Raw genomic sequence first — 24473 nt, 5'->3', positions numbered from 1 at the left:
TTAACCTAGCCCTGATCGCCGCCCTGAAGCGCCGGGGCCGCCCCGCAGGTGTCGCAGACCCAGGCCGCGCCGCGTTGCTGCAGGCTGAAATCGCCGCAGGCGGGGCAGGCGACGGCCTCGCTATTGGCGGCGGCGCGGGCTTCCGGCTCGCCCTTCTTGCCGAACGGCAGGACGACCAGATTGTCGGGGGCAGAACCGCGCGCGAACCCTTTTGAGATGAAACGGGCGGCGGGCACGGCCGCGTTGGCGTCAGGCTTTCCGTCGCCCAGATCGTCGGAGTTCTGCGCTTCTGTCTCGGCGTTGGCCAGTTCGTGCCGGTCCAGATAGGAGACGCCCAGTTCGCGGAAGATGTAGTCCAGGATGGAGGTCGCCGACTTGATGGAGTCATTGCCGGTGACGCGGCCGGCGGGCTCAAACCGGGTGAAGACGAAGGCGTCGACGAACTCGTCCAGCGGCACGCCGTATTGCAGGCCGATCGAGATGGCGATGGCGAAGTTGTTCATCAGGCTGCGGAAGGCGGCGCCTTCCTTGTGCATGTCGATGAATATCTCGCCCAGTTCGCCGTCTTCGTACTCGCCGGTGTGGATATAAACCTTGTGCCCGCCGACGGCGGCCTTCTGGATATAGCCCTTGCGCCGGTCGGGCAGTTTGCGGCGCGCGCGTTCGCGCTCGACCACGCGTTCGACGACCCGTTCGGTCGGGGCCGGGCGTGGGGCTTCGCGGGTAGGCTCGGGGCGGGCGGTGTCTAGCGACGGCAGGGACAGCAGCGGACCGACGGGCGGTGCGGCGCGGGACAGGCGAAGGGCGCGACGACCCTCCAGCGCGCCCTGGCTCAGCAGCCGTGCGGCCTGGGTCGAGGTCGTGCGCCAGTCCATCGGCCGGGCGGCGATGTCCGGCATGTCGCTGAACGGTTCGACGGCGCGCCGCAGGTCGGCCGCCGCCGCCGCGAGATCGGCCAGCAGGGCGGCGACGGCCGCCGGCGCCTCGGGCCAGTCGCGCAGATCGCCATGACCGAAGACCCAGCGCGTCGCCGCCGTCTCCGCTTCTTCTGACACGCCCAGCAGGGTCAGCAGCAAACCATCGCCGTCCTCCACGCCCAGGACATCGCGGATGAAGCCAGGGTCAAGGACAGGCGCGGCGAAGACCGTGTCGAAATCCTCGGCCCAGCTCAGGGCGGTCTCGATGGCGGCCAGTTCGATGTCGGTGAAGCCCAGGGCGCGCAAGGCTGTATGGTTGATGCCTGGCGCCTCGACTAGGGTGCGACGACCAAACGTCCACCGTTCCGCCGCCTCAACATCGCCGCCGGCGGCAGAGATGGCCGCGGCAAGCGCGGGGTGCAGCCGGCGACCGATCTCGCCGTCGGCCGTCTGGAACACGTCGATCGCCGCGACGCTGCCCAGGCCCAGCCGCAGCCGCGCCTCCGCATCGTCGACGAACAGGCCGATGGCTGAATGGCGACGCGGCTTTTCCGCGTCTTCCCAGTCGGGGCAGGGACCGCGCAGGGTCGCCAGTTCGGCCGAGGTCCGCGCCGCCGTCGCCGCGACCAGGCCCGCGAGCGTCTGCGCCTGATCCATGCGGTCGTCGCTGGCCGCCAGCGCGTCCAGCAGGCCGTCCAGTCCCAGCGCGATGGGACCGGGCCGGGCGGACTGAAGGTCCAGCGCCACCATTAGCAGGCGCGTCAGATCCGCCAGATCGGTCGCTATGTCTCCGTCGAGCCCCAGGACGGCGCTCAGATCGATCAAAGCCCGCGCGGTCTGCGCCGTCGCGGCCTCCGCATCGCGCGGATCGAAGGCGACGATCAGGCCGCCATCGAGCGCCACCTCGGCCGCCAAGAGGGCTTCGGGCGCGCCCGCCGCGATCTGGGTTCGGTCCGCCAGGGCGACCAAAGGCGCGCCTTCGACCATCGGCTCCAAGGCCAGCGCGGGCCGTTCGCCGTCGACGGCCCTCAGGATATCGGCGTCGCTTGCGCCGCACCGCCGCGCCAGGGCCGCCGCCCGGCCCAGGGCTGGATTGCGCGAGGGGTCTCCGCAGTCGCCGCGCGGACCTTCGCAGCGATCGACCGCATCGGCCACGCCGACCAGCGCCTCGGCCAGGGCGTCGGCCGCCTGGGCGCCCAGACGCGCGGCCACGCGCCGTCCGACGTGCCCCTTCAATCGCGCCGCCGCGCCGGGGTCGTTCAGATCGACGACGCCGACAGCCGCAGGGCCAGACGCCGCCGGCGCCGCCAGGCCCAGCCTGAAGATGCCCGACAGCGCCTCGACGAAAGCGGCGGCCTCGGCCCGGTCGAACACGCCCTCGGCCACGCCCGTCGCCGCCAGCCGCTCAGCCCAAGCGTCGACGCCGCCGTTCAGCCAGTCGCCGGACAGGGGCGTGGCGAACCCTTCCGCCTCGACCCAGTCCAGCCAGGCCTCGATCCGGACGTCGGACCAGCCGGCGGGGGCCAGGATCTGCTGCACGCCGGCGGGGCGCTCGATGGCGCGGGTCTCCATCGCGACTCGGTCGGCGCGAGCGGCGAAGCCGGATTGAAAGCGCATGGCGGCGTCTCTCCGAAAGGTTCGGCCGAGCCTAGGATGCGCACGCGGCTTAGCCAATACATCTGGTGTCGCTGGGCGGGTTTGCCCACAAGATATCGATTCACCGCCAGACGCTTGAACGCTGGACGAAGAGGGCGCGGGTTTCTATGATCCGACCCAGACGCCGCCTCCCTTTTCGGCGACCCCTTACGGTTGGATTCCACGACGTGTTGAGCAAGATTTTCGGCTGGTGGGAGGGCGCCACGATCGGCACCCGGTTCACCATCGCCAAGCGCGGTCGCTTCGTCGGCCAGGACGAGAACGGCAATCGCTATTACGAGAGCCGCGACAACGTCAGCTACGACGGCCGCAAGCGTCGCTGGGTCATCTATGACGGCTATGCCGAGGCGTCCAAGGTGACGCCCGACTGGCACGGCTGGCTGCACTACACCTTCGACCAGCCGCCGACCGAGCAGCCGCTGCCGCGTCGCGCCTGGGAGAAGGAGCATCTGCCTAATCTGACCGGCACGCCTTTGGCCTGGCGTCCGCCCGGCTCGCTGGCCGGCGACGCCAAGCGCCCGGCCGCGACCGGCGACTATCAGGCCTGGACGCCTGAGTGAAAATCCGCCGCATCCTGTTGGGCGCGGCGTCCGTCGCGGCTGTGCTGAGCGCCGGCGCGGTGACCGCCAGCGTGCTTCAGGACGCGCCGCGCGATGCGCGTCCGGTCCAGGATCCGATCGGCGACATTCTGCGCACCACCCCGACCCAGCCCTCGGTCCCGACCGAGACGCCGCCCGCGGGCGCGCCCGCGCCTCGGGCACCCGTCGCGGTGACCCCGCCGCCGGCCGTAGTGATCGCCGAGGACGCCGCCGTCGAGGAAAAGGCCGAGGAAGAGGTCAAGGCCGAAAAGCCGGTCGCGGAGAAGGCCGTCGATCAACCCGCCACGCCCGCGCGCCGTCAGCGTCGCAAGTTCGCGATCATCCAGGCCATCGATAAGGTCACTGCCGAGACGATGAAGTTCGAGGTCGAGGTCGGCGGTCGTCCCGTGCGCTTCAACCAGAATCTGATCTTCGCCGCCCGCGCCTGCGAGGTGACGACGCCGGACGAACTGACCGAGGACGCCATCGCCTATATGGACGTCTCGCTTCAGCCGCGCGGCCGCCAGGCAGGACGCCAGATCTTCCGCGGCTGGATGTTCGCTTCGTCACCCGCCGTCAGCGGGGTCCAGAACCCCTATTACGACGCCTGGGTCGTCGGCTGTAAGAACTGAGCTTCGACGCCGCGAGGAGGCGCGCTATGGACCGCAACAAGCCGCCCAAGAAGACGGAAACGGTCGAAATCCGACTGCCCCACGCGACCAAGACCGCCTTCATGGCCCGGTGCCGTGACCAGGGCCGGACGGCCAGCGACGCCATTCGCCGCTTCATAGACGCCGAGTTGAATGCGGCCTCGTCCGCACGCCCTCAACCCCGCCTGAGCTGGCGGCCCCTGCTGGCCGCCGCCGTCGCAGGCCTGGCGCTGGGCGCCGTCGCCGCGCCCTCCCTGGCCCAATCGTCGCCCACCCGCGCCGACTTCGACCGGCTGGACCGCAATCACGACGGCGTCGTCAGCTTCGACGAGTACCGCGCGAGATAGAGCCGGCCTTGCGCACGTCGTCATTCCGGGGCCGCGCTCAGCGCGGAAGCCGGAATCCAGGGCTGCGGGCTGGCTCTGGAAGCATCAAAAGCCGCGATGCCTACCTAGGCTCCGGGTTCGTCCTGCGGACGCCCCGGAGTGACGACAGCCAAGTCTACCGCACCCGGACCAGGAACCGGTCCCACTGAAGGTTCAGCCATGTCCAGGGCTTGAACAGGCCGGTGCCCGGCTTCCATGAGGCCAGCACCACCTCGGCCCGGCCGATGATGTTTTCGGCCGGCAGCAGGCCGACGCCGATCTCGGGCGGCCAGCGGCTGTCCAGCGAGTTGTCGCGGTTATCGCCCATCAACAGATAGCAGCCCGCCGGCACGCGGCGCACAGGCGTGTCGTCGCCCGGCAGGTCCGGCCCGCCGTCGTAGGTGACGTAGGATCGTCCGTCGGCCAGGGTCTCGCGCACCTGCTGGACCCGTCGCTGCGGCGCATCGTGATCGGCGACGACATCCAGCCGGGTCTGGCGCACCGGATCGCCATTGACGAACACAACGCCGCCCCGCACCTGAACCGTATCGCCCGGCAGGCCGACGACGCGCTTGATCCAGGCCTTGCCGGGGTCGCGCGGCAGGCGGAACACCACCACGTCGCCGCGTCTCGGTTCGCGCCCGAACAGCCGTCCCGGCGACATCGCCGGATTGAACGGCAGGGACGCCGTGCTCCAGCCATAGGGATATTTGGACACGACGATATAGTCGCCGGTCACCAGCCCCGGCTCCATCGACGACGAGGGGATGGTGAAGGGTTGGAACAGGACGATGCGGATCGCGAGCGCCAGGATGATGGCGAAGATCAGCGTCAGGGCGATCTCTCGCACCTCGCGAAGAAGGGACGGACGGGGCGGGGTTTTTGGCGGGGTCTGGGTCATGCCGCCATTGACCGTCAGGCCGGGCGAAGACGCCAATCTTAAGCTGTCGGGACAGGCCGCAAATCGTGTCCGGACAGACGAGGTTCAATCGATATTCACCCTGCTGACGTCATTCCGGGGCGTCCGAAGGACGAACCCGGAACCCAGGAGAAGCGCATCAGGCATTGGATGGGGGCAGCAACGCACCTGTGGCCCTGGGTTCCGGGTTCTTCGCTGCGCTCAGCCCCGGAATGACGAACTGAGAGACCTATCTTCTCGGATTTAGCCGCTGGCTAAGGCGACGGCTTCTGCGCCGGTCAGGGGCGCGCACAACGCCCCTTGGTCCGGCCTGACCGACAGCGCGGGCTTAAGCCGCTCCAGATAGGTCGCTTGAGGCGTTTCAACCGCACCGAACTGGCTCAGATGGTCGGTCAGGAATTGCGCGTCCAGCAGGGTCCACCCGCCCTTTCGTAAGCGCGCGACCAGATGCACCAGAGCGACCTTGGAGGCGTCCCGCTCGCGGCTGAACATGCTCTCGCCGAAGAAGGCCCCGCCCAGCGATACGCCATAAAGCCCGCCGACCAGCCGCTCATCACGCCAGCACTCTATGGAATGGACGAAGCCCATGGCGAACAGGGCGGCGTACAGCCGCCGGATCGGACCGTTGATCCAGGTGTCCTCGCGATCAGGGCCCTGCGCGGCCGCACAGCCGTCCAGCACCGCTTCGAAGGCGGTATCGACCCGCACCTCTAACGGTTCGCCCCGTACGGTGCGGCGCAGGCGGCTGGGGATGTGGAAGGCGTCCAGCGGAATGACGCCGCGCTGTTCCGGCTCGATAATGAAGACGCGCGGATCATCGCGCGCCTCGGCCATCGGAAACACGCCCCGGGCGTAACAGGCCAGCAGGTCCTCGGGGCCGAAACCGCCGAAAGGCCCGCTGGCGCTGAAATCGGGGTCGGTCAGGCGTCGCCCTTCTGACGGGCCGCCCATTTCTCCAGCCAGTGGATGTCGTAGTCGCCCGACAGGATGTCCGGCTCGGCCAGCAGCTTCTGGAACAGGGGGATGGTCGTATCGACGCCGCCGATGACGACCTCGTTCAGCGAACGCTTCAGGCGGGCGATGGCCTCTTCGCGGTCGCGACCGTGGACGATCAGCTTGCCGATCAGGCTGTCGTAATAGGGCGGGATCGAATAGCCGGCGTAGATCGCGCTATCCAGGCGCACGCCCAGGCCGCCCGGTGCGTGGAAGTCGGTGATCTTGCCTGGGGACGGGGTGAAGGTCTCCGGGTTCTCGGCGTTGATCCGCACCTCGATGGCGTGGCCTTTGAACTCGATGTCGTCTTGGGTGAACGACAGCGGCAGGCCGGCGGCGATGCGCACCTGTTCGCGCACCAGATCGACGCCGGTGATCATTTCCGTAACCGGATGCTCGACCTGCAGGCGGGTGTTCATCTCGATGAAGAAGAACTCGCCGTCCTCCCACAGGAACTCGATGGTGCCGACGCCCAGATAGCCGATGGCGGCGATGGCCTTGTTGACCGTCTCGCCGATCTGCTTGCGACCTTCGGCCGACAGGGCGGGCGAGGGGGCCTCTTCCAGCACCTTCTGGTGACGGCGTTGCAGCGAGCAGTCGCGTTCGCCCAGGTGGACGACATTGCCGTGGCTGTCGGCGATAACCTGGATCTCGATGTGGCGTGGCTTCTGGAGGTAGCGCTCCATATAGACGGCGCCGTTGCCGAAGGCGGCCTTGGCCTCCGACTGGGCGGTCTGGACAGCCTCGACCAGATCGTCAGGCGTCAAGGCGACCTTCATGCCGCGTCCGCCACCGCCCGCCGCCGCCTTGACGATCAGGGGGAAGCCGATGGACTTGGACGCCTCAATCGCGGCCTCGACGGTCTCGACTTCGCCATCCGAGCCGGGGACGACGGGGATGCCGGCGTCCTTGACCGTCTGTTTGGCGCTGATCTTGTCGCCCATCACCCGGATATGCTCGGGCTTGGGACCGATGAAGGTCATGCCATGGGCTTCGACAATCTCGGCGAAGCGGGCGTTCTCGGACAGGAAGCCGTAGCCAGGGTGGATCGCCTGGGCGCCGGTGATTTCCGCCGCCGCGATGATCGAGGGGATGTTCAGATACGACTTGGCGGCCGAGGCGGGGCCGATGCAGACGCTCTCATCAGCCAGCCGCACCCACATGGCGCCGCGGTCGGCTTCGGAGTGCACGGCGACGGTGGAGATGCCCATCTCCTTGCACGCCCGGTGGATGCGCAGCGCGATCTCGCCGCGGTTGGCGATCAGGACCTTGGTGAACACGGCTTAGGCTTCCAGCAGGACGAGGGGTTCGCCGAACTCGACCGGCTGGGCGTCGCCGACCAGGATTTCGGCCACAACGCCGTCGCGCGGGGCCTGGATCGGGTTCATCGTCTTCATGGCTTCGACGATCAGCAGGGTCTGGCCCTTCTTGACCTTGTCGCCGGGCTGGACGAAGGCCGGGGCCTCCGGCGAGGCCTGCAGATAGGCGGTGCCGACCATCGGCGACTTCACCTCTTCGCCGGCGCGGGCGACGATCGTGGCGGGATCCGACGGCATGGCGGCCGGCGCAGCAGCGGCGGCGGGCGCAGCGGCGACCGGAGCGGGGGCGGCGGCGTACTGAACCGGAGCGGCGTTGACGGTGACTTCGCGCGCCACGCGGATGCGCAGTTCGCCGCGCTCGACCTCGACTTCCGTCAGATCGGTCTCGTTCAGGATCTCGGCCAGCTGGCGAACCAGGGCAGCGTCGATTTCGGCGTGTTTCTTGTCATCGGCCATTGGAGTTGCGCCTTGTCTTTCGTGGTCTTTGATAAACGGGACGGGGCTCAGCCGCGTTCCCGAACCTGGGTGAGGGCCGCCTGGACGGCCAGTTCATAGCCCGCCGCGCCGAAGCCGGCGATGACGCCGGTCGCCGCGGAGGACACATAGGAGTGATGGCGAAACGCCTCGCGCGCCGCCGGATTGGACAGGTGCAGCTCGATCACCGGGATCGACAGCGTCTTCAGCGCATCGTGCAGCGCCACCGACGTATGCCCATAGGCCGCCGGATTGAGGATCAGGGCATTGGCGGTTTCCCGCGCTTCCTGGATCCAGTCGACCAGCACGCCTTCATGGTTGGTCTGGCGAAACACGATCTGCGCCTCGCCGGCCGCCCTGACGCAGCGCTGCTCGATATCCGCCAGGGTGTCGCGGCCATAGATGTCCGGCTCCCTAACCCCGAGCAGGTTCAGATTGGGGCCGTTCAGCACATGAATGACGGGCGTTTCGGCCATGGTTCCAGAATCGATCCGGCGCAGCGCGGCGCAAGAGGGGCCTTTTAGCGGACGCAGGGCGTGGGTCAAACGCTCGCGGCGTTGAACCTTACCCAAGGTCACCGCGCCGGCGCAGCGCGATCTGGCGATCCGATCCTTCAGTCGCTATCTGAAAGGCCGCGCTGATAACGCCGAGAGACCCGACCGATGCACCAGATCCACCTCAACGGCGAACCGCGCCAGGTTCGAGCCGCCACCATCTTGGCCCTGGTCGAGGAACTGTCGCTGGACCCGCGCAAGGTCGCCGTCGAACGCAATCTCGAGATCGTGCCCAAGTCCCTTCACGCCGCCACGCCCGTGGCCGCAGGCGACCGCATCGAACTGGTCCAGTTCGTCGGCGGCGGATGATCCGATCAAATCGGGCTACGACGGGTTCCCCCGCGCGCCGGAGAGGCCTAGGTCAGCATCCATGACTGATACAGCCAACGAAACCTGGTCCGTCGCCGGCCGCACCTTCAACTCGCGCCTCATCGTGGGCACCGGCAAATACGCCGACTACGCCCAGAACGCCGCCGCCGCCGAGGCGGCTGGGGCCGAGATCGTGACCGTGGCCGTGCGCCGTGTGAACCTGTCCGATCCGACCCAGCCGATGCTGGTCGATTATGTGAAGCCGGATCGTTTCACCTTCCTGCCCAACACCGCCGGCTGTTTCACGGGCGAGGACGCGGTGCGCACCTTGCGTCTGGCGCGCGAAGCCGGCGGCTGGAGCCTGGTCAAGCTGGAGGTGCTGTCCAACACCGCCCACCTGTATCCCGACATGATCGAGACGCTGCGGGCGCTGGATCTGCTGATCAAGGACGGCTTCGACGTCATGGTCTATTGCACCGACGACGTCGTGATGGCCAAGCGGCTGGAAGACGCCGGGGCCGCCGCCATCATGCCCGCCGCCGCCCCGATCGGCTCGGGCCTGGGCATCCAGAACGAGGTCAACGTCCGCCTCATCGTCGAACAGGCCAAGGTGCCGGTCCTGGTCGACGCGGGCGTCGGCACGGCCTCGGACGCGACCCGCGCGATGGAGCTGGGCTGCGACGCGGTGCTGATGAACACCGCCATCGCCGGCGCCAAGAACCCCATCCGCATGGCCCGCGCCATGAAGCACGCCGTCATCGCCGGCCGCGACGCCTATCTGGCCGGCCGGATGCCCAAGCGGATGTATGCCGACCCGTCGTCGCCGCTGGCGGGACTGATCTGACCGAATCGTCTCCTCCCCACGTGTGGGGAGGGGGACCGCCGCCGGGTCTCGCCGAAGGCGAGCCCGAGGACAGGCTGAGCGGTGGAGGGGCGCTTAACGTCCCACAGACGCCTGCGATGCGCGAAGAGCCCCTCCGTCTCTCCGCTGCGCTCCGAGCCACCTCCCCATGAATGGGGAGGAGACGGTGCTCAGCCATCGCAATGACGCTGGCCCCTCCCAAGCGATTTCAACCGCTTGCCGATTTATGTCCCCCGTCTCCCATCCACGGGGTCAAACGGCCCCATAATACATCCGTCTCGTCGCATGAGGGGCTCGCCTGGCCTGCGACCTTGCGGCGGCGAGAGCGGAGGGAACGGGGGCGGGTCTGAAACGGCCCGCGTCGGCGGCGACTCATGGAGCGCCGTCGCAGGGTCGAGGGGGATACTCGGCCGCACTCGGGACGGTCCTCGCAGGGACCGCCGACCCGTCGCAGGCTTATGGGGTTAGGCGATAAGACCGCCACCGCTCGGCGCCCCGAGCTTGCAGGCCAACCCACCGCGCGGAGCGTCATACCCTTCGTCGAAACGGTACTTACAAACTCACACTCCGGGCGAAGGCCCGGCGCTCCGCCCAGCCCTCCAGACTTCGCTGCGACCGCGCGAAGCCGATACCCCATGTCCGGAGACCCGCATGGCCCGCCCTAAACCTCGTCGTCCCAAACCCGGTCGCGGTCTCCCGCCGCCCTACAGACAGACGCCCGAGGAAGACGCGGAGGATGATCGTCTTCGCGCCCTGCTGGAACTCGAATACATCCGGCTGGACGCCATCCTGGTCGAGAAACAGGCCGAGGCCGCCGAACGGGCGCGCATCAGGGCGCTCAATGGTCATCCGCCCGTCGAGCCGGTCGCGCTTCGACCTGGCGTATTCCGGGTCGGAGACGCCTTCGCTAGTCGCCCAGCAGCGCCTGCAGCAACGGATGGGCCAGGACCGGGGCCGCCAGACGCACCACGGCCTGGGGGTCTTCCAGGCGGACGGCGGCCGTCGCATCGGCGACGATGAAGTCGGCGTGGGTGCGCGACGGTTCGGTCAGGCGCTCGTGACCCGGACGCACCGTCGCCAGATATTGCGCCACGACCGAATCCGCCGATCGGCCCCGCTCGGCCTGGTCGCGCAGCAGGCGGCGGATGAAGCGGATGTCGGCCGGCGTGTCCACAAAGACGCGGATGTCGAACAGGGCGGTCAGGCCGGGGGTGCACAGAACATGCGTGCCCTCGACGATCACCACCTCGGCCGCCGGAATCGGCTCGCCGCCCGGCTCGCGGCCGTGGTGGATGAAGGAATAGACCGGCGCCGTCACCGCGCGCCCGGCCTTCAACGCCTTCAGGTCCGCGATCATCAGGTCGTGATCGCGCGCCGTCACATCGTCGAAGTCGAACGTCGCGGCGTCGAAGCCGGGCAGGGAGGCCGCGTCCTTGTAGTAGCTGTCCTCGCGCACCAGCACGGCCGAACCTTCCGGCAGAGCCGACACCAACGCCTCCGCCAAGGTGCTCTTGCCGGAGCCGGAGCCCCCCGTGATCGCGATCAATATGGTCATGGGCGGCCTTCTAGACCGCTGAACCGGCCAGCGCCACGGGGGACGATCCGCCGCGCCGTGGCTGACGCTACGTCACGTTGCTTATCGCCGATCACCGATGTTAGCGTCGGCTCAAGCGTCGCATCAAAGCAGACGCATCCAAGGGACAAGGATACGACATGCTGGGCTTGATGCAGGACTGGCCGCTGACGGTCGACAAGATCATCGACCACGCCAAAAACTGGCATGGCGAGCGCGAAGTGGTGACGCGCTCGGTCGAAGGGCCCATCGTTCGCACGACCTACGCCCAGATCCACGACCGGGCCAAACGCGTGTCCAACGCGCTGAAGGACTGGGGCGTCCAGCCGGGCGACCGCGTCGCCACCCTGGCTTGGAACACCGCCAATCATATCGAGGCCTGGTATGGCATCATGGGCATCGGCGGGGTGTGCCACACCCTTAACCCGCGTCTGTTCCCCGAACAGCTCGTCTACATCATCAATCACGCCGAAGACCGGATCATCTTCGTCGACCTGACCTTCGTGCCGCTGCTGGAAGCGATCCTGCCGCATATCCCTAAGGTCGAGCGCGTCGTCATCATGACCGACGCCGCCCACATGCCGCAGACGAAGCTGCCCAAGGCCGTCGCCTATGAGGACGCGATCGCCGGTCAATCGACCGACGTCGTCTGGGGCGACTTCGACGAACAGACGGCCTGCGGCCTCTGCTACACCTCTGGCACCACGGGCAATCCGAAGGGGGTGCTGTATTCGCACCGCTCCAACTTCCTGCACACCTTCATGGGTCTTCAGGCCACGGTGATGGGCGCCACGCCCAAAGAGGTGATTCTGCCGGTCGTGCCGATGTTCCACGCCAACGCATGGGGCATCGCCTTCGCCGGCCCCGCCGCCGGCACCAAGCTGGTGATGCCGGGCGCCAAGATGGACGGTCAGTCGATCTATGAGCTGATCGAACAGGAAGGCGTGACCTTCTCGGCCGCCGTGCCGACGGTCTGGCAGGGCCTGTTCGCCCACATGAAACAGAACGGGCTAGGCTTCTCGACCCTGAAGCGCGTCCTCATCGGCGGTTCGGCCTGTCCCGAAAGCCTGATCCGCGGCTTCCAGGACGATTTCGGTGTCGAGGTCACCCACGCCTGGGGCATGACCGAGACCTCGCCCATCGGCACGATCGCCAACCTGCCGCCCGAAATCCTGAAGCTCTCCTACGACGAGCAGATGAAGTACCGCCTGAAGCAGGGCGTGCCGCCGCTGGGCGTCGAGCTGAAGCTGAAGGACGAGGCGGGCGCCGAACTGCCTCACGACGGCGCCACCTTCGGTCGTCTGATGGTCAAGGGGCCGACGATCAGTCGCGCCTACTTCAAGGAAGGCGGCTCGATCCTGGACGACGAAGGCTTCTTCGACACCGGCGATGTGGCCACGGTCGACGACCTGGGCTTCATGCAGATCACCGACCGCGCCAAGGACGTGATCAAGTCTGGCGGCGAGTGGATCAGCTCCATAGAGATCGAGAACATCGCCGTGGGTCACCCCAAGGTCGAGATCGCCGCCGTCATCGGCGCGGCCCACCCCAAATGGGACGAACGGCCCGTGCTGATCCTGAAGCTCAAGCCCGACGAGATGCTGGACAAGCAGGAGCATCTGGACTTCCTGACCGGCAAGATCGCCAAGTGGTGGATGCCCGACGATGTGGTCGCCGTGGACGACATCCCGCTGGGCGCGACCGGCAAGATCGACAAGAAGCTTCTGCGCGACCGGATGAAGGACTATCGTCTGCCGACCGCTGCCTAAGTTAGAACCGGAGCCTGAATGCCGACCAGAAAGCCCGTACCCGCCATTCTGCCCTGGCTGACGGCGCTGGCGGCGGCGCCCTTTGTGCTGGTCGTGGCGGCCGTTACGGCGACGCGGTTCGGCGGTCTCGATCTGGCGATCGGTTATGACCTGCTGACCTGGACCGTGGCGCGCATCCTGGCCTGGGTCGGTCTGGCGGCGGCTCTGGTGGCGGCGGTGCTGGCGCTGCGCGACCTGAAGGGCAGGGGTCTTTATGCACTGGCGGCGCTGGTTCTCTCGGGCGCGACCGTCGCCGGCTTCGTGCTGCGTCAGGGGCAGGATGCGACGCTTCATCCGCATGACGTCAGCACCAATCTTGACGAGCCGCCGGGCCTGCCGCGCGCCGCCGGCCCGCGCAGCGTCGCGCCGCAGACCTGTGACGGCGTGGACGCCATCCCGACCCAGGTCCTGGCCCAGCAGGCGACCTCGGCGCTGGTCGACGCCGGCTTCGTCGTCACCCGCGCCACAACCTTCCAGGTCGAAGCCGTGCACGCCGGCGCCTGGTTCGGCTTCGCCACCGACGCGGTCGTTCGCATCCGCCCCGGCCGCACCGACATCCGCGTCGCCGCGCGCGGCAGCCGTCCCGACGGCGGCGCCACCTGCCGCCTCGCCGCCAAGATCACCCGAAACCTCGGCGCCGAACGCTAGGCCAGCCGGAAACGCGCCGACAGGCCTGGCGCGCCATCGCTGATCGCCGCGCCGTCCTCGACCAGCTTAATCAGATGCGCCAGCACCGACAGCGAAGCGGCCGGCCACAGCCGCTGATCGACGGCGGCGTACAGAACCTGGACCATCTCCGCGATCGTGCGATCCCCCGCCGCCAGCCGCTGAAGAACTTGCGCCTCCCGCTCCAACCGATGCGCGCGATAGGCCTCAAGAAACGGGCGCACCTCGGTCACCGGCGCTCCGTGCGTCGGCCACAACACATCGAAGTCGCGCGCGATCACCGCGTCCAGGCTGGCCATATACTGACGCATATTCCCATCCGGCGGCGCCACGACCGTCGTCGACCAGCCCATGACATGGTCGCCACAGAACAGCGCGTTCTCTTCGCGCAGAGCAAAAGCCATATGATTTGACGCGTGACCGGGCGTGAATATCGCCTCGATCGTCCAGCCGTCGCCTTCGATGACCTCGCCGCCCGTCAGCACCACATCGGGCGCGAAGTCGGCATCATCATCTTCATCGAGCTCACCCGACGCATGCGTTTCCCGCATCGGAGGCCGGGCCGCCCAAATCCGTGCTGCGGTCGCCTCGGCGAACGGCCGGGCCAGCGGCGCATGATCTCGATGCGTATGCGTCACCAGCACATGGCTGACTCGCCGCCCCTCGACCGCCGCCATCAGCGCCGCCAGATGCGCCCGATCCGGCGGCCCCGGATCGATCACCGCGACCTCGGCCTCGCGGTCCGGTCGGCCGACGATATAGGTTCCCGTCCCGGTAAAGGTGAAAGGCCCCGGATTGTCGGCGACCACACGCTGGATCATTGGCGACACCTGATCGTGCCGCCCATAGGCGAAATCGAACGCCCTCACGAACGGGATCATCGTCACGGCCGGGTCTGGCGCAGAGCTTGCGTTAACGTCTCGGTAATCATGCCTGGAGCGCTCACAATGGCCCGTTCGATCGCCAACGCTGTATCAAATCGGCTTCCGTTCGTCGCGGCGGCGATCCTATGTCTCGCCGCGGTGCAACTGATCGCCGCCTCCTGCACGCCGGAGCCCGCGCCGTATGCCGCAAACAACGTTCACAGATTGTCTGGTAGGTGACAGGTGTGTGGCACGATTGCGACATCAAAAGAGTAAGAGCCTGACACAGACGTTCTGACCTATTCAGACTGCGACAGAACGCCCTAAGGTGACGCCAATCATGCCTTTGCATGAGATTCGTGTCGCTGCCTGCGGAGACGTGGGCGCGTCGAAGGAAGGGGAATTCTTTCATGACGATGAATATCAAGCAGCTACTACTCCATTCGACTATGATCGGCAGCGCAGCGCTGATGGCTGTTGTCGCCGTGCCCGCCGTCACCCTGTTGACGCCCAGCGTCGCGTCTGCCCAGGATTACACCAACGGCACACTCGCTGGCGTGGTTCAAGGCACTGACGGAAAGGTTCTGTCTGGCGCCGCCGTCACCGTCCGATCCGCTGCTCAAGGCGCGACCCGCAATGTCACGACAGGCGCCAACGGCACGTTCCGTATCCCACTCATCCCGACGGGTCGATATGATGTTGTGGTTGAAGCGCCAGGCTATGACACCCTGTCCGAACAAGTCGTGGTGTCGCTGGGAGATTCTTCGTCCTTCACCTTCACCTTGGCTGCTCAAGGCGCTGCGAGCGCTGACGCAAGCAATCTGGGCGACATCGTCGTTGTCGGTGTTCGTCAGGGTGTTGACTTCACGCGCACGACCACAGGCCTCACTGTCGATATCGAGGAACTCACAAAGCAGGTTCCGGTCGGCCGCAGCCTGACCGCCGTCACGCTGCTGGCGCCGACCGCGACCGCGGGCGGATCGGCATCAAACAGTGCATTCGCTGGGCAGCCCTCCATCGGCGGCGCATCGGTTGGTGAAAACGCCTTCTACGTGAACGGGCTGAACACCACCAACTTCGATACCTATGTCGGATCCGTGACCGTTCCGTTCGACTTCTACAAGACGATCGAAGTCAAGACTGGCGGTTATCCGGCCGAGTTCGGTCGCGCCCTGGGCGGCGTGGTCAACGCGGTCACCAAGTCTGGCACCAATGAATTCAAGCTTGCTTTGCACGGCAACTATACCGGGCCTGAACTAGAAGAAACCTCCCCGGACACCTTCCAATCCGCTAACCGTCTCACCGAAAATAGGGTGGCGGACTACACCTTGGAGCTTGGCGGTCCGATTATTCGCGATCGGCTGTTCTTCTACGGGTTGGCCCAAGGGCGCGATAACGAGAGCCGTTTTGCGTCCATTACGGGCAACAGCTATAGCATCGATAAGTCCGATGATCCGTTCTACGGCGCCAAGATTGACGCCAACCTTTTCGAAGGACATCGCGTCGAATTCACCTACTTTGACACGTCACGAGAGATCGAGCGTAACACCTACACGTTCAATAATCGTACTGGCGTTATTGGCACTACTCCGAATAAGACGACTTTCCAACAAGGTGGCGAGAACTATGTTGGTCGCTACACTGGGTCGTTCACGGATTGGCTGACGGTTTCGGCCGCATACGGCGTCAACGAAGATTCTAACAACACACTGCCCGGCGATCCGTCGTTGTCGTTGGTTCAGGACGTTCGCTCGGGAACGACGCAGCGGCTCTCCACGACCCAAGCGACCGGCTCGCAAAGCATCATCGACACCCGTCGTGAATTCTACCGCGCCGATGCCGATGTTTACTTCAATCTCTTCGGCGACCACCATGTTCGCTTCGGCATCGACAACGAGCAGCTCGAGGAATTCAAGGTTTCTCGTCGCAACGGTGGTTACAACTACATCTATCGCCGTGGCTCTGCTAACGATGCCCGCGGCGTCGCAGCTGGCCAAGATTACGTCCAAGTAACGGTAGGCACCTTCGGCGGCACCATCAAGGGCGAGAACCGCGCGTGGTATATCCAAGACTCTTGGGACGTGAATGATCAGTTGAACGTTCAGGTTGGTCTGAGAAATGACTCGTTCGCGGCCGAAAACTTGGCTGGTGACAAGTCCGTTGAGCTGAACGACAACTATGCGCTGCGCGCAGGGTTCAGCTACGATCCCACCGGCAATCGGGTTGATCGGATTTTTGGTTCGTATGGCCGCTATTTCGTTCCGCCGGCGCTGAACCTCGGTTTCCGTTCCGGTGACCTGTTCTTCAACGAGTATTTCAATGCTCCGGCTGGTGGGTTCCAGATCGATCCGGTCACAGGTCTGCCGGCTGCTCTGGGAAGCCAGATTACGCTGGCCAGCAATCCGGGGTATCGCACCGGTCCTTCGGCCTGTCCCGCGGGTGGTCGCGGAACCGTTGGCGTGGTCGGATGTGAGGTAAACGGCAACGGTAGCGTTGAACCGGCGATCTCGAAGTCCGCACTGAACCTCGATCCCACGTCTGAAGATGAGTTCATTCTGGGTTACGAGCGTCAGTTCGGCGATCTTTGGTCGGCCGGTGTCACCTTGACGCACCGTCGTCTGAACAACACGTCCGAGGACATCGCGGTTGACTCTTACATCAATGCGCTTTGCGCTCGTGAAGGCATCGCCGGGTGCGAAGACATCTACTTCGGTGACTATCAGTACCTGATCGCCAATCCAGGTCGTGACCTTGTCTTCCGTCTCCGTGACCCGCTTCCCGGTGAGACCACCGCGCGGGTCATCACTGTCGCTGCTCAAGACACCGGCTATGTGAAGGCTGTTCGCGAATATACCGGCCTTACTTTCCAGTTTGAGCGCGCCTTCGACGGCAAGTGGGGTTTGCAAGGTTCCTACGTGATCTCGAAGAACATCGGTAACTACGAGGGCACCGTGCTCTCGGACAACGGCCAAACTGACGCTGGCTCGACCATCCTGTTCGACCACATCGGTCTGGCGGACAATCAGTACGGTCTGCTCCCGAACCACCGCGCTCACCAGATCAAACTGTTCGGTTCGTATCAGGTGTTCGACGGACTGCTGGTCGGCGCCAACCTGCGCGTCCAGTCCGGCAAGCCATATGGCTGCTTGGGTGTTCACCCGACGGATGCTGACGCTGCGGCCTATGGCGTGTCGTCGCGCTTCTGCCAAGGTATCGGCGTTCCTCGTGGATCGCGGTTTAACTCGGAGTGGACCGGAAACCTGGACCTGTCGCTTCGCTACACGGTTCCTGTGTCACTGCCGGGCGATTTGGTTCTGCGCGCCGACATCTTCAACGTGTTCAACGAGAAGGGTCAAACCGAGCTTTACGAACAGGGTGATCTGGCTTCCGGTGCTGTGGACCCGAACTACGGCAAGCCCGTCGCCTATCAACAGCCTCGCTTCATGCGCATCGGTTTCGACTGGGCGTTCTAAGCTTCAATACGGGACGAAAAAAATGGGGCGGCGAACGCAGGTTCGCCGCCCTTTTTTCTGCGCGCCCCATAAAAGGCCACGTTGCAAGCTATGCGTTGCCTTCTACACACCCACACATTCAGGCAAGTTTGCAGGTAGTTATGGCTAGATTTGTTGCGATCCTTCTCAGCGGCTTAGTTGCGTTGCCGTTGCTGCTCGTCGCGTCCCAGGATGCTACCGCCCAGGATGGACCGATCGTGACGGGTAATCGCTCGGGCGAGACGGCCGATGCGTTGAAGACGCGCGAGGCCATCGCCTATGCACGGCCGTTGCCGCGCGGCGCGCCGAGTGCGGACTATCCGCTGGTGGCGTGGTGCGATGCCCTGGTGACGGGCCATGCCGATCTGGGCGAGACGCTGACGTCGCGCGCGCCGGAGGATGTCGAACTGGTGCGTCTGGGTCGTCTCGAAGCCCAGGATTTCCGTAGCGCCTTGGCTGCGGCCGCGCCGCGCCAATCGGCGGCTTTGAAGGCCGAGGCTGAGCAGGCCGTCGCCGCCGTCAAGGCGCAGTGGGCGCCGTTAATGGCAAACCCCGATGCCGAGGCGCGCAGCCAGTCGTTCGGCCTGTTCTTCGGTCTGCCGGGCCGCTGTGAGCACGCCGCGCGCCGCCTGCGCGACAACATCACCACGCCGCCCGCCACGCTGGAGAGCGTCGGTATCAACTGATTAGTTCGGCGTTTTTCCGATGACAGACGGCGGCTTGAGCCCTGCTCAAGCCGCCGTTTCGCGTTTGGGGGCGTTGGGATCGTAGTTGAGGATGGGGGCCAGCCAGCGCTCGGCGGTGCCGACATCCCAACCCTTGCGGCGGGCGTAATCCTCGACCTGGTCCAGATCGATCTTGCCGACGCCGAAATAGTGGCTGCCGGGATGGCCGAAATAGAGGCCCGACACCGAGGCCGGCGGCGTCATGGCGTAGCTCTCGGTCAGGGCCATGACGGCGTGGTCTTCGGCCTGCAGCAGGCGGAAGAGGGTGGCCTTTTCCGTGTGATCAGGCTGGGCCGGATAGCCCGGGGCAGGGCGGATGCCCTGGTATTGTTCGGCGATCAGCGCGTCGATGTCGGCCGTTTCGTCGGCGGCATAGCCCCACAGTGTGGTGCGGACCTCCTTGTGCAGCCGTTCGGCGAAGGCCTCAGCCAGACGGTCCGCCAGGGCGGTGGCGAGGATGGCGGAGTAGTCGTCGCCGACATCCTTGAACCGTTTGGCGATCTCCAACTCGCCGTGACCAGCGGTGACGGCGAAGGCGCCGATATAGTCGTCACCCTCATCGGCGATGAAGTCGGACAGGGCCAGGTTCGGCTTGCCGTTCGACTTCTTGATCTGCTGGCGCAGGGTGTGGAAGCGGGCGATCTCCGCGTCGCGGTTTTCATCGGCGAAGACGATGACATCGTCGCCGTCGGCGCGGGCGGGCCAGAAGCCGACGACGCCTTTGGCCGTGAACCATTTCTCGTCGATGATCCGCTTCAGCATGACCTGCGCGTCGGCGAACAGGTCACGCGCGGCCTCGCCGACGATCTCGTCGTCCAGGATCAGCGGATAGCGGCCGATCAACTCCCAACTGGCGAAGAAGGGTGTCCAGTCGATGTGGTCGGCCAGATCCTGCAGATCCCAGGCGTCGAACGCCTTAACGCCGAGGAAAGACGGCTTGCCGGGCATGGCCTGGGCGGGGTCGATGCGGAAGCGATTCTCGCGCGCCTGAGCCAGGGTCGCTCGGGCCTTTACTTCTTGGCCGCGGGCGTATTGCTCGCGGATGCGGATGTATTCGTCGCGGGTGGCGGCCTCGTTCTTCGCGCGCTCGGTCTTGGACAGCAGCCCCGAAACGACGCTGACGGCGCGCGACGCGTCGACGACATAGGTGGTCGAGCCCCGGCGATAGGCGGGCTCGATCTTGACCGCCGTATGGGTGCGGCTGGTAGTGGCGCCCCCGATCAGCAGAGGGATGTCGAAGCCGCGCCGCTCCATCTCGGCGCCGACGAAGACCATTTCATCCAGCGACGGCGTGATCAGGCCGGACAGGCCGATGATGTCGACGTTGTGGGCCTTGGCCTCGTCCAGGATGCGGTCGGCCGGGACCATGACGCCGAGGTCGATGACCTCGTAGTTGTTACATTGCAGCACGACGCCGACGATGTTTTTGCCGATGTCGTGGACGTCGCCCTTGACGGTGGCCATCAGGATGCGGCCCGCCTGCTCGCGCGGCTTGCCGGCCTTCTCGGCCTCCATAAAGGGCTCCAGCCAGGCGACGGCCTGTTTCATCACGCGGGCGGACTTCACCACCTGCGGCAGGAACATCTTGCCCGAGCCGAACAGGTCGCCGACCACGTTCATCCCATCCATCAGCGGGCCTTCGATCACGTGCAGCGGGCGCTCTGAAGCCAAGCGCGCCTCTTCGGTGTCGGCCTCGATGAACTCCGTGATGCCGTTGACCAGGGCGTGTTCGATCCGTTTGCCGACCGGCTGTTCGCGCCATTTCAGATCGACGACGCGGGCCTGGCCCTTTTCGCCCTTGTAGCGGGGCGCCATGTCGACCAAGCGCTCGGTATTGGAGACATTGGTTCGCTGCGGCCGGTTCAGGATCACATCCTCGACCGCCTCGCGCAGTTCGGCGTCGATATCGTCATAGACCGGCAGGTCGCCGGCATTGACGATGCCCATGTCCATGCCCGCGTTGATGGCATGGTACAGGAAGACGCTGTGGATGGCCCGGCGCACCGGCTCGTTGCCGCGGAAGCTGAACGAGACGTTCGACACGCCGCCCGAGATGCGGGCGTAGGGCAGGGTGCGTTTGATCTCTCGCGTCGCCTCGATAAAGTCGACGGCGTAATTGTCGTGCTCCTCGATCCCTGTCGCCACGGCGAAGATGTTGGGATCGAAGATGATGTCCTCGGGCGGGAAGCCGACCTCGTTGACCAGGATGTTGTAGGCGCGGGTGCAGATCTCGATCTTGCGGGCGGCGGTGTCGGCCTGACCGACCTCGTCAAAAGCCATGACCACGACGGCGGCGCCGTAGCGCAGACATTTGATCGCATGGTCGCGGAAGGCCTGTTCGCCCTCCTTCATGCTGATCGAGTTGACGATGGGCTTGCCTTGGACGCACTTCAGGCCGGCCTCGATCACTTCCCACTTGGAGCTGTCGATCATCACCGGCACGCGGGCGATGTCGGGCTCGGCCGCGATCAGGTTCAGAAAGGTCCGCATGGCGACGACGCCGTCCAGCAGCCCTTCATCCATGTTGACGTCGATGATCTGGGCGCCGGCCTCGACCTGTTGGCGGGCGACGTCCAGCGCGGCCGAATAGTCGCCCTCAACCACCAGCTTGCGGAATTTGGCCGAGCCGGTGACGTTGGTCCGTTCGCCGACGTTGATGAAGACAGGACGCACTTACGCTACCAATTCAAAAGGTTCGAGGCCGGACAGACGCAGGGCCACCGGCCGTTCCGGGATGGCGCGCGGCTTCAGCGGCGCGACCTCTTCGGCGACGTGACGAATGTGATCCGGCGTCGTGCCGCAACAGCCGCCGACGATGTTGACCAGGCCGGAGGCGGCCCATTCCTCGATGAAGTGGGCGGTCTCGTGCGGTTCTTCGTCGTATTGGCCCATGGCGTTGGGAAGGCCGGCGTTGGGATAGGCGGCGACCAGGGTGTCGGCGACGCGGCTCAGCTCGGCGATGAAGGGTCGCATCAGGTCGGCGCCCAAGGCGCAGTTGAAGCCGACGGCGAAGGGTTTGGCATGGCGCACGCTATTCCAGAAGGCCTCGGCGGTCTGACCCGACAGGGTGCGGCCAGAACGATCGGTGATGGTGCCGCTGATCCAGATGGGCAGGGCGTCCATGCCCTCGTCTTCCAAGTCCTTGATCGCCTTGATCGCAGCCTTGCAGTTCAGCGTGTCGGTGATGGTTTCGATCAGATAGAGATCGACCCCGCCCTCGTTCAGCGCCTTCACCTGATGACGATAGGCCTCATAGACCTGGTCGAAGGTCACGCTGCGGGCGCCGGGGTCGTTCACGTCGGACGACATCGACAGCATCTTGTTCAGCGGGCCGATGGAGCCGGCGGCGAACCGCGGCTTGTGCGGCTCCTTTTCCGTCCAATGGTCGGCGGCGGCGCGGGCCAGTTTGGCGCCTTCCAGATTGATGTCCCACACCGCCTGGGCGTCCAGGGCGTAGTCCTCCTGGGCGATGGTGGTGCCGGAGAAGGTGTTGGTTTCGCTGATGTCGGCGCCGGCGGCGAAATACTGGTCGTGCAGGTCGGCGATGACATCGGGCCGCGTGATGCAGAGGATGTCGTTGTTCCCCTTCATCTGGTGTTTATCGTCATAGCCGTTGGCGGCGACGAAGCGGTCGGCGCGGAAGTCGGCTTCGTCCAGCCCGCGACGCTGGATCATGACACCCCAACTGCCATCGAGGACCAGGATGCGTTCCTTAGCCGCCTGATGCAGGGCGGCGATGCGTTCTGCGCGGCTCATTGCGCCGCCGCCGTCTCGCGTACGCCCAGAACGCGACAGATCGCATAGACCAGGTCGGCGCGGTTCAGGGTGTAGAAGTGGAAGTCCGAGAAACCCTCTTCCTGCAGGCGCGCGCAGGTCTCGGCGGCGACCGAGGCGGCCAGCAGTTTGCGGGTTTCGGGATCGTCGTCCAGGCCGTCGAAATGCGCCTTCAGCCAGTCGGGAATGCTGGCGCCGCACGCGCCGCACATCCGCTGAAGACCAGCGAAGTTGGACACGGGCATGACGCCTGGGATCAGGGGAATGGTGACGCCCGCCGCCCGCACCCGGTCGCGGAACCGCAGGAAGGCGTCGATGTCGAAGAAGAACTGGCTGACGGCGCGGGTGGCTCCAGCGTCGACCTTGGCCTTCAGCACTTCGATGTCGTGACCGATGGAGGGGCTTTCGGGATGGCGTTCGGGATAGGCGCCGACCGTGACATCAAATCCGCCGATGCGGTTGATGGCGGCGGTCAGTTCGGTGGCGTTGGCATAGCCGTCGGCGCGCGGCTGATAGACGCCGCCGATCCCGGCACCACCGGGCGGATCGCCGCGCAGAGCCACGATGTGATCGACTCCGATCGCCTTGTAGCCTTCGATGACCTCGTCGACCTCGTCACGGCTGGCCTCGACGCAGGTCAGGTGGGCGGCGGGGCGTAGGGAAGTCTCGGTGATGATGCGCTGGACTGTGCGGTGGGTCCGCTCGCGGGTCGAACCGCCGGCGCCGTAGGTGACGGAGACGAAGGCGGGGTTCAGCGGCTCCAGACGCCGGATCGCCTTCCAAAGATTGGCCTCGGCCTCATCGGTCTTGGGCGGAAAGAATTCGAACGAGACGCGGACGGCGTCGCGGTTCGATCCGGCGCGGGCCACAGGGCCAAGCGGCGATAGCAAGAGGGCGCGGGCATCGGCCAGATTGAGGGAGGCGGAGGAGGCCATCAGGCGGTCTTTCTGTCCTGGACGCGGCGTTCCGCCGTCCAGATGGTCACGGTCAGGCCCTCGGCATCGTGGGGCAGGGCGATGGGGGCCGATGGCGTCAGGCCGCCGTCAACCAGCCAGCCGTTGATCTCGCTGTCGGCGAAGCCCAGGCGACGATGCTGATGCGCCTCGCGCATATGTTCGAAGTCGTGCGGGGCGAAGTCGATGATGACCAGGCGGCCGTTCGGACTGACCAGGCGGGCGGCCTCGGCGACGGCGGCGGACGGATCGGACAGATAGTGCAGCACCTGATGCACGATCACCAGATCGGCGCTGGCGGCGGGCAGGCGGGTGGCGAAGATGTCGCCGTGGCGCAGTTCGACCTGCTCCACGCCCGCCTTGGTGACGTTGGTGCGGGCGATGTTCAGCATGTTCTGGCTGAGGTCCAGCCCGACTGACATCTTCGCCTTCTTGCCGAACAGGGTCAGCATCCGACCCGAGCCCGTACCCAGATCGACGACCCGTTCGAAGGGGCCGGGACCGACCGCCTTTTCCAGCGCCGCCTCGACGGCGCTTTCGCTGACGTAGAGCGAACGCAGGCGGTCCCACTGGGGCGCGACCTGTTCGAAATAGCTGGCGGCGGCTTCCTCGCGGTCCTTGCGGACCTCATCCAGACGGCGATGATCGGCCTCGCCGGCGTCCTCGGACAAGATGTCCAGCACCGTATCGATCAGCCGGCGCGCCTGGGCGTCATGCGACAGGCGGTAATAGACGCGGGCGCCGTCGGGAAAGCGTTCGATAAGCCCGGCGTCGGTCATCAGCTTTAGATGGCGCGACACCCGAGGTTGGCTCTGGTCCAGGATGCGCGACATTTCCATGACCGAAAGCTCTTCGCCCGCCAGCAGGGACAGGACGCGCAGACGGGTGGGTTCGCCGGCGGCGCGAAGGGCTTCAACAGTCTGATCGGCGGACAAACTCATATGCTCATATAAAGATATCCTTATATGATTTGGCAAGTGAAATCGGTTTCTTGGAAACGTGTCGACGGGAATGGTTCGTGCGC

22 protein-coding genes are annotated in these 24473 nt (G+C 65.8%); 9 read left to right on the top strand and 13 right to left on the bottom strand.

Going from position 1 to position 24473, the window contains the following annotated elements:
* Positions 1-5 precede the first annotated feature (5 nt).
* Positions 6-2534 (bottom strand): TSCPD domain-containing protein, encoded by a 2529-nt coding sequence (locus JX001_RS11955; RefSeq protein ID WP_205681181.1) that lies wholly within the window; start codon positions 2532-2534, stop codon positions 6-8.
* A 206-nt stretch (positions 2535-2740) separates the two neighbouring features.
* On the opposite strand from JX001_RS11955, the gene JX001_RS11950 reads away from it, so the two are divergent.
* Genes JX001_RS11950 through JX001_RS11940 form a run of 3 tightly spaced genes read left to right on the top strand, consistent with a single transcriptional unit; the run spans position 2741 to position 4148 of the window.
* Positions 2741-3133, top strand: coding sequence for an NADH:ubiquinone oxidoreductase subunit NDUFA12 (locus JX001_RS11950; protein ID WP_039247905.1), 393 nt, complete (start codon positions 2741-2743; stop codon positions 3131-3133).
* The gene (locus tag JX001_RS11945) at positions 3130-3783 is read left to right on the top strand and encodes a DUF2155 domain-containing protein (protein WP_017506522.1); all 654 of its coding nucleotides are present in this window, start codon (positions 3130-3132) and stop codon (positions 3781-3783) included. The genes JX001_RS11950 and JX001_RS11945 overlap by 4 nt, the downstream gene beginning before the upstream one ends.
* Positions 3784-3809: 26 nt before the next feature.
* Positions 3810-4148 carry an EF-hand domain-containing protein gene (locus JX001_RS11940; protein WP_205681179.1) on the top strand — a complete coding sequence of 113 codons (339 nt, stop codon included), beginning with the start codon at positions 3810-3812 and terminating at the stop codon, positions 4146-4148.
* A gap of 154 nt (positions 4149-4302) precedes the next feature.
* Here JX001_RS11940 and lepB read toward each other — a convergent pair whose 3' ends face one another.
* From lepB to aroQ, 5 genes are all read right to left on the bottom strand, one after another.
* Positions 4303-5067, bottom strand: coding sequence for a signal peptidase I (gene lepB / locus JX001_RS11935; RefSeq protein WP_205683176.1), 765 nt, complete (start codon positions 5065-5067; stop codon positions 4303-4305).
* Between the two features lie 261 nt (positions 5068-5328).
* Positions 5329-6036 carry a leucyl/phenylalanyl-tRNA--protein transferase gene (gene aat / locus JX001_RS11930; RefSeq protein WP_205681178.1) on the bottom strand — a complete coding sequence of 236 codons (708 nt, stop codon included), beginning with the start codon at positions 6034-6036 and terminating at the stop codon, positions 5329-5331.
* Entirely contained in the window at positions 6006-7358 is a 1353-nt protein-coding gene (gene accC, locus JX001_RS11925) for an acetyl-CoA carboxylase biotin carboxylase subunit (RefSeq protein WP_055808513.1), read from the bottom strand. The genes aat and accC overlap by 31 nt, the downstream gene beginning before the upstream one ends.
* 3 nt (positions 7359-7361) lie before the next feature.
* On the bottom strand, positions 7362-7853 hold the full coding sequence (gene accB, locus JX001_RS11920) for an acetyl-CoA carboxylase biotin carboxyl carrier protein (protein WP_055808514.1): 492 nt from the start codon (positions 7851-7853) through the stop codon (positions 7362-7364).
* A gap of 47 nt (positions 7854-7900) precedes the next feature.
* The gene (gene aroQ / locus JX001_RS11915) at positions 7901-8347 is read right to left on the bottom strand and encodes a type II 3-dehydroquinate dehydratase (RefSeq protein WP_205681177.1); all 447 of its coding nucleotides are present in this window, start codon (positions 8345-8347) and stop codon (positions 7901-7903) included.
* Between the two features lie 186 nt (positions 8348-8533).
* Between aroQ and thiS the strand changes: the two genes are divergently transcribed.
* Together thiS and JX001_RS11905 are read left to right on the top strand one after the other, a co-directional pair.
* Positions 8534-8734, top strand: a complete 201-nt coding sequence (gene thiS / locus JX001_RS11910; RefSeq protein WP_066551876.1) for a sulfur carrier protein ThiS — start codon at positions 8534-8536, stop codon at positions 8732-8734.
* A gap of 61 nt (positions 8735-8795) precedes the next feature.
* Positions 8796-9578: a HisA/HisF-related TIM barrel protein gene (locus tag JX001_RS11905; protein WP_205681176.1), complete on the top strand. Its 783-nt coding sequence runs from the start codon at positions 8796-8798 to the stop codon at positions 9576-9578.
* A gap of 570 nt (positions 9579-10148) precedes the next feature.
* On the opposite strand, the gene JX001_RS11900 is transcribed toward JX001_RS11905, so the two are convergent.
* Entirely contained in the window at positions 10149-10445 is a 297-nt protein-coding gene (locus JX001_RS11900) for a hypothetical protein (RefSeq protein WP_205681175.1), read from the bottom strand.
* Between the two features lie 58 nt (positions 10446-10503).
* The gene (gene udk, locus JX001_RS11895) at positions 10504-11151 is read right to left on the bottom strand and encodes a uridine kinase (protein WP_205681174.1); all 648 of its coding nucleotides are present in this window, start codon (positions 11149-11151) and stop codon (positions 10504-10506) included.
* A gap of 158 nt (positions 11152-11309) precedes the next feature.
* Here udk and JX001_RS11890 point away from each other — a divergent pair, with 158 nt between their 5' ends.
* Together JX001_RS11890 and JX001_RS11885 are read left to right on the top strand one after the other, a co-directional pair.
* The gene (locus JX001_RS11890) at positions 11310-12938 is read left to right on the top strand and encodes a long-chain-fatty-acid--CoA ligase (RefSeq protein ID WP_205681173.1); all 1629 of its coding nucleotides are present in this window, start codon (positions 11310-11312) and stop codon (positions 12936-12938) included.
* Positions 12939-12956: 18 nt separating this feature from the next.
* The gene (locus JX001_RS11885; protein WP_205681172.1) at positions 12957-13625 is read left to right on the top strand and encodes a DUF1499 domain-containing protein; all 669 of its coding nucleotides are present in this window, start codon (positions 12957-12959) and stop codon (positions 13623-13625) included.
* On the opposite strand, the gene JX001_RS11880 is transcribed toward JX001_RS11885, so the two are convergent.
* Complete coding sequence (locus JX001_RS11880) at positions 13622-14524, bottom strand: MBL fold metallo-hydrolase (RefSeq protein ID WP_205683175.1); 903 nt, start codon at positions 14522-14524, stop codon at positions 13622-13624. The two genes, JX001_RS11885 and JX001_RS11880, sit on opposite strands and share 4 nt — an antisense overlap.
* Positions 14525-14916: 392 nt before the next feature.
* Here JX001_RS11880 and JX001_RS11875 point away from each other — a divergent pair, with 392 nt between their 5' ends.
* Both JX001_RS11875 and JX001_RS11870 read left to right on the top strand, forming a co-directional pair.
* The gene (locus JX001_RS11875; protein ID WP_205681171.1) at positions 14917-17979 is read left to right on the top strand and encodes a TonB-dependent receptor; all 3063 of its coding nucleotides are present in this window, start codon (positions 14917-14919) and stop codon (positions 17977-17979) included.
* A 236-nt stretch (positions 17980-18215) separates the two neighbouring features.
* Positions 18216-18683 carry a hypothetical protein gene (locus JX001_RS11870; RefSeq protein WP_205681170.1) on the top strand — a complete coding sequence of 156 codons (468 nt, stop codon included), beginning with the start codon at positions 18216-18218 and terminating at the stop codon, positions 18681-18683.
* A gap of 45 nt (positions 18684-18728) precedes the next feature.
* On the opposite strand, the gene metH is transcribed toward JX001_RS11870, so the two are convergent.
* The 4 genes from metH to JX001_RS11850 are packed head-to-tail and all read right to left on the bottom strand — an operon-like array spanning position 18729 to position 24390.
* On the bottom strand, positions 18729-21395 hold the full coding sequence (gene metH / locus JX001_RS11865; RefSeq protein ID WP_205681169.1) for a methionine synthase: 2667 nt from the start codon (positions 21393-21395) through the stop codon (positions 18729-18731).
* On the bottom strand, positions 21396-22478 hold the full coding sequence (locus JX001_RS11860) for a homocysteine S-methyltransferase family protein (RefSeq protein ID WP_205681168.1): 1083 nt from the start codon (positions 22476-22478) through the stop codon (positions 21396-21398).
* The gene (metF, locus tag JX001_RS11855; RefSeq protein WP_153924356.1) at positions 22475-23431 is read right to left on the bottom strand and encodes a methylenetetrahydrofolate reductase [NAD(P)H]; all 957 of its coding nucleotides are present in this window, start codon (positions 23429-23431) and stop codon (positions 22475-22477) included. The genes JX001_RS11860 and metF overlap by 4 nt, the downstream gene beginning before the upstream one ends.
* Positions 23431-24390, bottom strand: a complete 960-nt coding sequence (locus JX001_RS11850) for an ArsR/SmtB family transcription factor (RefSeq protein WP_205681167.1) — start codon at positions 24388-24390, stop codon at positions 23431-23433. Before JX001_RS11850 ends, metF begins: the two co-directional genes overlap by 1 nt.
* Positions 24391-24473 lie beyond the last annotated feature (83 nt).

This window comes from Brevundimonas fontaquae, from assembly GCF_017086445.1.
Classification (GTDB): domain Bacteria; phylum Pseudomonadota; class Alphaproteobacteria; order Caulobacterales; family Caulobacteraceae; genus Brevundimonas; species Brevundimonas fontaquae.
This window is presented reverse-complemented; position numbering and strand designations above follow the sequence as displayed.